Raw genomic sequence first — 10,134 nt, 5'->3', positions numbered from 1 at the left:
TAAAATTAATTGATCATCACAAAAAAAAAGGCCGCTAAAAAAGCGGCCTGATTTAAATCTATATGGACTGAGAATTACACGTTGTAGTAACCTCTGTACCACTCAACAAATTTAGCAATACCTTCTTCAACGGTGGTCTCGGGTTTGAAATCAACGTCACGAACAAGGTCGTCCACATTTGCGTAAGTGGAAGGAACATCACCTGCCTGCAAGGGCATCATGTTCTTTTCGGCTTTCTTACCGATGCAATCTTCAAGAACTTCAATATAGCGCATCAACTCAGTTGGCTGGTTGTTACCGATATTGTAGATGCGGAAAGGAGCAGGGCTTGTTCCCGGATCGGGAGCATCGCCGGACCAATCGGCATTGGGTTTAGCGGTATTCTTCATAACCCTGACAACACCTTCTACGATGTCATCAATAAATGTGAAGTCACGGAGCATTTTACCGTGGTTGAACACATTAATCGGCTTGTCTTCAAAGATGGCCTTGGTAAAAAGGAAAAGAGCCATATCAGGTCTACCCCAAGGACCGTATACAGTGAAGAAACGGAGTCCGGTAGTGGGGATGTTGAAAAGATGGCTGTAAGAATGAGCCATCAGTTCGTTAGACTTCTTAGTGGCTGCATACATGCTGATGGGATGGTCAACATTGTCATGGATGCTGAAAGGCATATTTGTGTTCAGACCGTAAACAGAACTGGAAGAAGCGTAAACCAAATGCTCCACTCCGTTATGACGGCAGCCTTCGAGAATGTTCATGAAACCGACAACGTTGGAATCAATATATGCCTGCGGGTTGATCAGGGAGTAACGAACCCCGGCCTGAGCCGCGAGGTTGACCACGTGAGTGAACTTTTCTTTGGCAAAAAGCTTTTCCATGGCTTCACGATCTGCCATATCCATGTAGGCGAAAGTGAACTTATCGTTGTCCTCAATCTGTTTGAGGCGGTTCTTCTTAACATTTACATCGTAGTAATCATTAAGAATGTCGAGGCCTACTACTTCGTGGCCTTCAGCAAGAAGACGTTTGGAAAGGTGAAAGCCGATAAAACCGGCTGCTCCTGTTACAAGGACTTTCATTATTAATCGCTCTCTTGGTCTTTTTTATCCATTGCCTCTCCCCTGCCATTGTTCGGCGCCAACATTTTCAATAAATCAAGAGGGAGAGGAATTATGGTGGAAGATTTTCCTTCAGCAGACATCTCTCTCAAGGTCTGCAAATATCTCAATTGTAAAGCTTCAGGATGGGCTGATATGATCTCAGCTGCCTCAGACAGCTTGTCCGCAGCCTGAAATTCACCCTGCGCATTAATGACTTTGGCCCGGCGTTCACGTTCAGCTTCAGCCTGCTTAGCCATAGCTCTTTGCATTTCCTGCGGCAGGTCGATGTACTTGAGTTCAACTGTGCTTACTTTGATGCCCCAGGGATCAGTATGGGTATCCAGTATTTCCTGAATCTCGCTATTAACTTTTTCTCGCTGGGAAAGTATCTCGTCAAGTTCAACGCCTCCACATACGCTACGCAAGGTGGTTTGTGCAAGCTGAGAAGTGGCAAACATAAAATCCTCTACCTCAAGAATAGCCTTGATCGGGTCAGTCACTCTGAAATACACAACCGCATTGACCTTGATACTAACGTTATCACGAGTGATAACATCCTGATTTGGCACATCCAGAGTCATGATTCGAAGCGAAACACGAGTCATCCGGTCAACAACAGGAATCAGTATTATCAGCCCGGGACCTTTAGCATTTATCACCCTTCCCAATCTAAAAATCACACCTCGCTCATACTCGTTCAGCACTTTCAGGGCAGTGATCAGAAAAAACACGACCAGTAAAACAACGGGAATAGCAAAAGTCATAAAAACCTCCCTAAAAATTTATTTGATCAGCTGTTTCTTACAATAATCAAGGTCAGACCACGTGCCTCAACAACCTTGATCATTGTTCCGGGATTAAAAAAAGTTTTATCAATTGTCTCAGCATTCCAAATTTCACCACGCACACGAACTTTCATAATCTCACCTTTGAGCTCAAGCACTTCGCCCTCAAGACCAATCATACTATCCATACCTACGCCTGATTTGGAAATCTGAGCCTTGGCTACCAGATAAACAATGACTCCGATAAATGCGGCAAAAGTGAATACGGTTCCTAAAATAGTTCCCAAAGGTATTCCCGGAGTACCTTCCCTAAACAACACTAAAGATCCGACAAAGAGACTGATCACAGCTCCGAGACTGAGCAGTCCATAACTTACAATAAATACTTCAAGCAGAAAAAGCACTGCTCCGAGCAGAAGCAAAAGTAAACCGGCGGCGTTTGTAGGCAGGACGGACATGGCATAAAGCCCTGTCACTAAACAAAAGGCACCAATCACACCGGGCAGAATTACTCCGGGATGGGTGAGCTCAAAAAATAAACCTAAAATTCCGCCAAGCAGAAGAAAATATGCAATCTGCGGATCTAGGAGCCATGAAAGCACTGCATAACGAAATCCCGGTTCAAATTTTATGACAGCGGCATCCGCTCTCGTAAATTTCACCTTCTTGCCATCGATAAGCACTCCCCTAGCACCAAGCTGCTCAAGAAAATCATCAACAGAAAGAGCCATGAAATCGACAATGTTTAGGGTTACTGCATCTTGTGCATCCACGCTGACCCCATCTTGAACAGACTTCGCATACCATCCGATGTTGCGTCCTCGTTTTCGAGCGATACCTTTGATCAGACTGACCATATCTCCGGTAACTTTCTTGCTCATGGTTTCAGGAAGCTCATCTCCTGAGGAGGAAACAGGACTGGCAGCACCGATAGATGTGCCGGGAGACATCGCCGCCACTTGAGCTGCAGCAGTAATGAAAGTCCCGGCCGAAGCAGCATGCGCTCCTTCGGGGCCAACCCAGACACAAATCGGAATTTTGCTGTTCATGATAATTTTAACCAGTTCACGCATGGAAGTCCCGAGACCTCCCGGAGTATCCAGCCTCAGCAAGACAAGATCATGATTGTCATCACCAGCTTGCTCAAGAGCATCTTCAAGCAAATGCACTTGAGCCGGACTTATGGAGCCTTGTATTTCAAGGGACAGCACATTGACTTCCTTGGCGAACAATGACTCGACGGGTAAGCATAGAAAAAACATCGCAATGATGATCGAGCAATAAATGAAAACTGAGCACCTCTTTGAACCATGCATAACGACTCCCGTGAAATAGTCTTTTATGATTCATAATGCCAAATCGCGGGAAATAAATAAACTATGGAAAAAGAAAACCCCGCCTTATAAAGACGGGGTTCAAAATTCTAAAAAGAAATAATTTCTAAAAGAGTGGCAAGCGCAAAAGTGAAATGCAAAGCAATTGCTGCTCGTCAGGCGGTAGAGTCTTGAGGAAGTCAGGATCCTGCAGCATTAGCATCTGCACTCCATTAATATGGACTGATGCAGAAGATGATGGAGCATCCGGAGCAATGATTGATCTGGTCTGATCTCCAAAACAAGCCACAAACTTCACGCCATATGACTCGACCCCTTTCCAGAAAATGTCTGCCTTGTTTTCAAACTCACTGCCGTTCCATGCGGTACATGGCCAAAAGGAAATGGCCCCTTTAGGCAGTCCCATGTAACCTATCAATGACTGAAACAACTTACGCCGTGCAGCATCTGCCTGACCGGACAAATCCTGCCCCATCTGGGAGTAGGTCCAGAAAATCTGCAAACGCGGTGTAATGCGTGCTGCAAGATTTGACCAAGGAGCCGGCCAAGATTGCGGATCAGGATGATTAACCTGTGTCGGAGCCGGAGCTTGACGCTGTGCAGGCATACGCGAAGGCTTAGCCGGAGGAGTCCGGTCAAAGGAAGGACGCTGCTGTTGCTGAGGAGGAGCAGATTGCTGTATAGGAGCTTGCTGCCCTGCGCTTTGTTGCTGAGCAGATTGCTGCTGCCCGAACTGATGCGGTCTGCTCTGCGCCTGCTGACGCTGTTGTGGAGGCGCAACAGGACGCTGCCGTTTCGGTTTTTCGAGTTCCTCGATACCGGGCAGTGCATCCTTGAAAACATATTGCAGGCCGTTTTGATACCACGGCCTGACACTTTCAAGTACATTTAATTCAGCAGAAGGTGATCCCATATACGCCACGCTACTTCGGTTTTGGGGAGATCGGGCCATTCTTCGGAACGCCCTGCCCTATCCAGAACATAGACTGAATTTGTAGATGACTCAAATCCGGCTCCGGGCTTGTTGATGGGGTTGGCAACAATCAAGTCCAGATTCTTGCGCTCAAGTTTGCCCTTTGCAGCTTCCTGAATATTGGAAGTCTCGGCCGCAAAACCGATCAATTGCTGATCATCCTTTTTCATGGAGCCGATGGTCTTCAAGATGTCCGGGTTGGTGTCGAAATCAACCCGCAAAGCACTGCTACCCTCTTTCTTGAATTTACCTTCACCGTGCGGAATGGGCTTGAAGTCGGCAACTGCAGCGGTAAAACACCCTGTGGTGCAGCTGGGCCATACTTCAGTGGCAGCATCAAACATCTGCTGAGCAGAATTAACCTTGATCACGTTAATATCTTCAGGAAACCACCAGTTCACCGGACCGGAAACCACAGTAACCTTGGCTCCGCGGAGCCATGCTGCCATTGCAATGCAAGCACCCATCAGACCGGAAGAAGGATTGGACCAGAAACGGACAGCATCCCATTTCTCACGGGTGGGGCCTAGCGTTATCAGCACGTGCTTACCGCTCATATCATCAGGAGAGACAGCGCGTAAGCTATGGGCATAAATGGATTCAAGTGGTGCAAGACGACCACGTCCGTGATCACCGCAAGCAACATCCCCACAATCAGGACCGATGAATTCAACGCCCCTTTCAGCAAGAACACGACAGTTATCCTGAGTCGCCAGGGCATCCCACATAGCCGGGTTCATAGCCGGAGCAACCAGCTTAGGGCCGCTAAAAGCCAAAGCCTGACAGGAAAGCATGTCATCGGCTAATCCGTGGGCCATACGCGCCAGAACTGAAGCTGTTGCCGGAGCAACCAGCATGGCATCGGCTGCCTGACCGGGCTCAAGATGACCGAAGGTATCATCCATGGTCGGGTACATTTTTTCCCAGACCTTAAAAGCACCAAGGGCCTCATAACTGAGGCCCCTGATAAATTCCTGCGCACCTGAAGTGAGCGTCACACTGACTTCGATCCCGGCCTTACGGAACATACGCAGTAAGTCCAGAGACTTATAAGCTGCGATGGAACCGCTGACACCGAGGTGGATACGTTTTCCTAAAAAGCAGTCAAAATTGAGATGTTCATTCATTATTGTATATTCTGTTCCTGCATACCGCCGGAAGAAGGCATAGAGCCGGACTTCATTTCAACGGCGTAGATTTCAACTTCAGTATTGTAAGATCCGTCAAAAATCCTCACTGTGCAGCTCTTGTAGGGCTTGGTGAAAGAAAGTGTGGAAACAGTGGAGGTAATGGATCTTTCTTTTGTCCAGTTATCTTTTGCCATTTGATTTACGAAGAAATCAATAAGGGACTGGTTTTCAACACGTCCCTTCAGAACGATTTTTCCATACTTAAAAGCCTGGTCTTCTGCAACATAGGACTGGTCAGGTACCCTGCTCAGCTCATTGGGAACTGCAATATCATCAAATTCAGTGTAAGGTACGAATTCTTCATAGCTTTCAGTTGCACCGGCAGCGGCAACAACGGGCTCTTCAGAAGTTTTGTTGGTTCCGGCCAGACAACCGGTCAGTCCCGCAAAGATCATGGAAATGAGAAGCATTTTAATAAAAGTACGCATATTTAATCCTCCGATTTTAATGCCGACGCATATTGAAATTCAGACCAGCTGAGCTGGACAGTTATTTATAACCAGAAAACAATGCAGCATTATTCAAAACAGCCACTGCATCATCTAGACTTTTTCTACAGCCATGAGAACAAAAAATCAATTCCGCAGTCAGGAAAATCAACCGTTCAACCGCTTGATCTTATCCATAAAATAATTTTCCATTTCCCTGCGGTCCTTGCGCAAACGAATAAGCTCTGCTTCCATCACTTCAAGCTTATGCTTTAAGGTAGTGTTTTCCTGAGCTAATTCATTAGTGGCAGATTCAAGCTCAACATCCTTCTGCTCCAAAGCAATAGTCCTTTCGTCATATTCTTCGGTTATGGATTTAATATCGAGCTGTGGCAAAGCCTTGATTTTTTTCTGGCTGCGGGCAAGAAGAACAAAAGCTTTTTTGAGCTTGTAAATATCTTCACGCTGCTCTTCAATGATTGACTTCTGGTCGGCAATCACTTCAAGTGACTTGCTCATCTTGTCCATCATCTCAGCAAAGGCTCCGCTCAGTTCCGCCTGAATATTCATGGCCGGCTGTGCAGGCACGCCTCGCTCAGAAGGGCTGATCTCAATAGTGCGGGGAAATTCAGAGCGCAACTGCTGCTCAATTTCCGTGGTAACCATCCCATCATTATATAATGAGACGATGCGCTTGAAGATTTCCACAGCGGATTCCGGGTACTTGGTAACCCGGCCCATTTTTTTACTGGAAAGAAAATCCTTGAACAACGAGGCATAGCGCCTTGCTGTAGGAGCGGGGATCATCGTAATCTTGGATATTTCAGCTACTGACAACCATTTCATAAACTAATCCGGATTTGGTGATCAACGTGACAATCAAACAGCCTTGTTTGACTGGGCAATCAAAGAACAAACACAGTATCCATAAACCTTGAAGGTGTTTGTTGTAAAGATTCTTACCAGATTATCATCAATAATGAAAACTGAAAAAATGAACATAAATACAGAAGACTTTTTCCTTAAAAGCTACGACTTTGAATTACCCGAAGAACAGATAGCACAATGTCCCGCAGTAATGCGCCACGGTTCCAAGCTCATGGTCCTTGATCAAAAGACAGGTGAAACCGAAATCAAAAACTTTACCGACATTGTCGACCTGCTGCCCGAAGGAGCTCTGCTGGTTGCTAACAACTCAAAAGTTGTCCCGGCTCGTATATTCGGCAAAAAGCCTACCGGAGGACGGGTGGAATTTTTGCTGCTGACCCCCCTGCCGCTCATCAAAGCCGAACCTACTTCAGACGGCTACAAAGCGCAGGCCCGTGGTCTTCTCCGTGCATCAAAGGGACCTAAAACAGGTGATATTATATATTTTGATGGCGGCCTGAAGCTGACAGTGCTGGGCAAGGGCAAATTTGGACTTTCCGAAGTTGAACTTGAATGGTCCGGAGATCTGAAAAAGATTTTCGAGGAATGCGGCAAGATTCCCCTGCCCCCATACATTCGCCGTGCGGCAGATGAAACTGACAATGATCGCTACCAGACTTTATACGCCTGTGACGAAAAGGCCGGTTCCGTGGCAGCTCCCACTGCCGGACTGCATTTCTCGGAAGAAATCAACGAGAAGCTCAAGGCCAAGAACATTGAACGGGCAGAAGTCACTTTATATGTAGGATACGGGACATTCAGCCCGGTTCGTGCAGAAGATATCCGTGATCATGAAATGCACCATGAATACATTGAAATACCGGAAGAAACCGCAGCAGCAGTGATCAAGGCCAAAGAAGAAGGACGTCCTGTTATCGCCGTGGGCACAACCTCCGCTCGTACGCTGGAAGGAGCATTTCAGCAGACCGGGGAAATATGTGAATTCAAGGGAGAGACCAATATCTTCATCTATCCCGGCTTTGAATTCAAGGTGGTAGACCGCATGATTACTAATTTCCATTTGCCAGAATCGTCCCTTGTCATTATGATTTCCGCTCTTGCCGGTAGGATAAATGTTCTGAATGCTTATACAGAAGCAGTCGATAATAAATTCAGATTCTTCTCTTATGGCGATTCAATGTATATAAAATAAGTTAGAAATAACGGTCTGACGTATTTTTTTCGGAAAAATTTGCACCTCACCGCAAATAACTATACCTTGTTTCTCAACAGTTACATTTCTCACATGTGCTGCCTACAAGTAAATAAGACTCTATTGGTCCCAGCCCGTTGATATGACGGGCTTTTCTGTCCACGGTAACAGGAGTTTAGGATGTCACGAGTAGAATTTTTGGATGAACGGTGCAAGGGCTGTCTGCTTTGTACCACCGTCTGTCCAAAGGAAATCATAAGGCAATCCGACCGATTCAACCAGCACGGTTACAAAGTTGCTGAAGTCGCGGCTGAGGATATGGAAAAGTGTACCGGATGTACTTCCTGTGCGCTGATCTGTCCGGATATTGCTATCCGGGTTTACAGAACCAAAAAGGCCAAAGGAGAATAGTATGACTAAGACTGGCGAAAAGCTTTTCATTAAAGGCAACGAGGCTATCTCCCGCGGCGCTATTGCAGCCGGACTTAAATGTTATTTCGGTTACCCTATCACCCCCCAGAACGATATTCCGGAATACATGTCCGGCGAACTGCCGAAAGTCGGTGGTGAATTCGTTCAGGCTGAAAGTGAAGTAGCTGCAGCAAATATGCTTATCGGCGCTGCTGCTGCCGGCGAACGCTGCATGACTTCTTCCTCCAGCCCGGGTGTATCCCTCAAACAGGAAGCCATCTCCTACCTCGCAGGTAGCCAGCTTCCCGCGGTAATCGTCAACATGAACCGTGGTGGACCGGGTCTCGGCGACATCGGCCCCAGTCAGGGTGACTATTTTCAGGCAACCAAAGGCGGCGGACACGGTGACTACCGTACTCTCGTCCTCGCTCCCGGTACCTGCCAGGAATGCTACGATCTGGTTATCGAAGCTTTCGACCTTGCTTTCAAATACCGCAACCCGGTTATGATCCTCGGTGATGCCATTGTCGGTCAGATGAAAGAGCCGGTTGTAACTTGGACTCCCGAAGAAAGGAACGCGGAAGAAGGAGCCGAATGGCGCATTGAAGGTGCAAAGGGCCGTGATCACCGTATCATCAAATCCCTGTTCCTTACCGAAGGTTCCCTTGCAGGCCACAACATGGCACTGCAGGCCAAGTATGACGACATGGCAAAAAACACCAAGCAGGAACTCTTCGAAACTGAAGATGCTGAACTCATCGTAGTAGCCTACGGTTCCATCGGACGTATCGTAAAAAGCACAGTCCGCAAGCTGCGCGCACAGGGTCATAAGGTCGGTCTGTTCCGTCCCATCACCCTCTACCCCTTCCCCTCCGAAGAGCTGAACAAGCTCGCCAAGCAGGGCAAGAAATTCCTGACTATTGAACATAACCTCGGTCAGATGGTCGAAGACGTACGCCTTTCCATCCGCACCGTTATCGACAGTGATTTCTTCGGCTTCATGCCCGGAAACCTGCCTACCCCCGACGACTTCGAGGAGCCCATCCTCAAAAGCCTTGGAGGGAAATAGATATGAGCGAACAAGAAATTCTCGCCTTTGATAAGGCTGACGCTATTGTTGACGTTCCCACCCACTACTGTCCCGGCTGCCAGCACGGTATCGCCCACAGACTTGCGGGTGAACTGCTCAGCGAAATGGGCCTGACCGAAAATACCCTTCTGGTCACCTCCATCGGCTGTTCCGTATTCCTCTACAACTACCTCAACGTAGACAGTGTGGAAGCTCCGCACGGTCGCGCACCGGCAGTTGCAACAGGTGTAAAACGTGCCCGCGGTGACAAGTTCGTACTCTCCTATCAGGGTGACGGCGACCTCGCATCCATCGGTATGGCTGAAATTATGCATTGCGCAAACCGTGGTGAAAAAGTCTCCATCATCTTCGTAAACAACACTGTTTACGGTATGACCGGCGGACAGATGGCCCCCACAACCATGGAAGGCCAGAAAACCACAACCTCCCCCAATGGACGTGATCCAATGAAGGAAGGTCAGGCTATCAAGATGGCTGAAATCATCGCTTCCCTCGGTGGTACCGCATATGCCGCACGCGTGGCCCTGAACAATGTGAAGAACATTCGTAAGGCCAAGAAAGCTATGAAGAAGGCTTTCGAAGTGCAGCAGCAGGGACTCGGCTTCGGTTTTATCGAACTGCTGGCAACCTGCCCCACCAACTGGAGAATGACCCCGGTTCAGGCGAATGAAAGGGTTGAATCTGAAATGATTCCCTATTTCCCGCTGGGTGTTTACAAAGACGTAACCGCGGAGGACTAA

General features: G+C 47.7%; 11 protein-coding genes. 4 read left to right on the top strand and 7 right to left on the bottom strand.

The window, feature by feature from the left end; genetic code table 11:
- Positions 1 to 74: 74 nt before the first annotated feature.
- The 7 genes from DESAL_RS19515 to DESAL_RS19485 form a co-directional block, all read right to left on the bottom strand.
- Positions 75 to 1,082: an NAD-dependent epimerase gene (locus tag DESAL_RS19515; protein WP_015853695.1), complete on the bottom strand. Its 1,008-nt coding sequence runs from the start codon at positions 1,080 to 1,082 to the stop codon at positions 75 to 77.
- Positions 1,083 to 1,084: 2 nt separating this feature from the next.
- Positions 1,085 to 1,867 (bottom strand): slipin family protein, encoded by a 783-nt coding sequence (locus tag DESAL_RS19510; RefSeq protein ID WP_015853694.1) that lies wholly within the window; start codon positions 1,865 to 1,867, stop codon positions 1,085 to 1,087.
- Between the two features lie 26 nt (positions 1,868 to 1,893).
- A complete protein-coding gene (locus DESAL_RS19505) occupies positions 1,894 to 3,099 on the bottom strand; it encodes an NfeD family protein (protein ID WP_245543764.1) in 1,206 nt (401 codons plus the stop codon).
- 229 nt (positions 3,100 to 3,328) lie between these two features.
- Positions 3,329 to 4,135: a hypothetical protein gene (locus DESAL_RS19500; protein WP_015853692.1), complete on the bottom strand. Its 807-nt coding sequence runs from the start codon at positions 4,133 to 4,135 to the stop codon at positions 3,329 to 3,331.
- Entirely contained in the window at positions 4,111 to 5,322 is a 1,212-nt protein-coding gene (gene coaBC, locus DESAL_RS19495; protein ID WP_015853691.1) for a bifunctional phosphopantothenoylcysteine decarboxylase/phosphopantothenate--cysteine ligase CoaBC, read from the bottom strand. The genes DESAL_RS19500 and coaBC overlap by 25 nt, the downstream gene beginning before the upstream one ends.
- Positions 5,322 to 5,813, bottom strand: a complete 492-nt coding sequence (locus DESAL_RS19490; protein WP_015853690.1) for a hypothetical protein — start codon at positions 5,811 to 5,813, stop codon at positions 5,322 to 5,324. Before DESAL_RS19490 ends, coaBC begins: the two co-directional genes overlap by 1 nt.
- A 168-nt stretch (positions 5,814 to 5,981) precedes the next feature.
- Complete coding sequence (locus DESAL_RS19485) at positions 5,982 to 6,659, bottom strand: hypothetical protein (protein ID WP_015853689.1); 678 nt, start codon at positions 6,657 to 6,659, stop codon at positions 5,982 to 5,984.
- A gap of 148 nt (positions 6,660 to 6,807) precedes the next feature.
- Here DESAL_RS19485 and queA point away from each other — a divergent pair, with 148 nt between their 5' ends.
- From queA to DESAL_RS19465, 4 genes are all read left to right on the top strand, one after another.
- On the top strand, positions 6,808 to 7,893 hold the full coding sequence (queA, locus tag DESAL_RS19480) for a tRNA preQ1(34) S-adenosylmethionine ribosyltransferase-isomerase QueA (protein WP_041722019.1): 1,086 nt from the start codon (positions 6,808 to 6,810) through the stop codon (positions 7,891 to 7,893).
- 180 nt (positions 7,894 to 8,073) lie between these two features.
- Entirely contained in the window at positions 8,074 to 8,304 is a 231-nt protein-coding gene (locus tag DESAL_RS19475; RefSeq protein ID WP_015853687.1) for a 4Fe-4S binding protein, read from the top strand.
- Position 8,305: 1 nt separating this feature from the next.
- Positions 8,306 to 9,373, top strand: coding sequence for a 3-methyl-2-oxobutanoate dehydrogenase subunit VorB (locus tag DESAL_RS19470; RefSeq protein ID WP_015853686.1), 1,068 nt, complete (start codon positions 8,306 to 8,308; stop codon positions 9,371 to 9,373).
- Positions 9,374 to 9,375: 2 nt separating this feature from the next.
- Entirely contained in the window at positions 9,376 to 10,134 is a 759-nt protein-coding gene (locus DESAL_RS19465; RefSeq protein WP_015853685.1) for a thiamine pyrophosphate-dependent enzyme, read from the top strand.

It is taken from the genome of Maridesulfovibrio salexigens DSM 2638, from assembly GCF_000023445.1.
GTDB lineage: Bacteria > Desulfobacterota > Desulfovibrionia > Desulfovibrionales > Desulfovibrionaceae > Maridesulfovibrio > Maridesulfovibrio salexigens.
The sequence above is the reverse complement of the archived record's forward strand: the minus strand, read 5'-3'. Positions and strand labels throughout refer to the sequence as shown.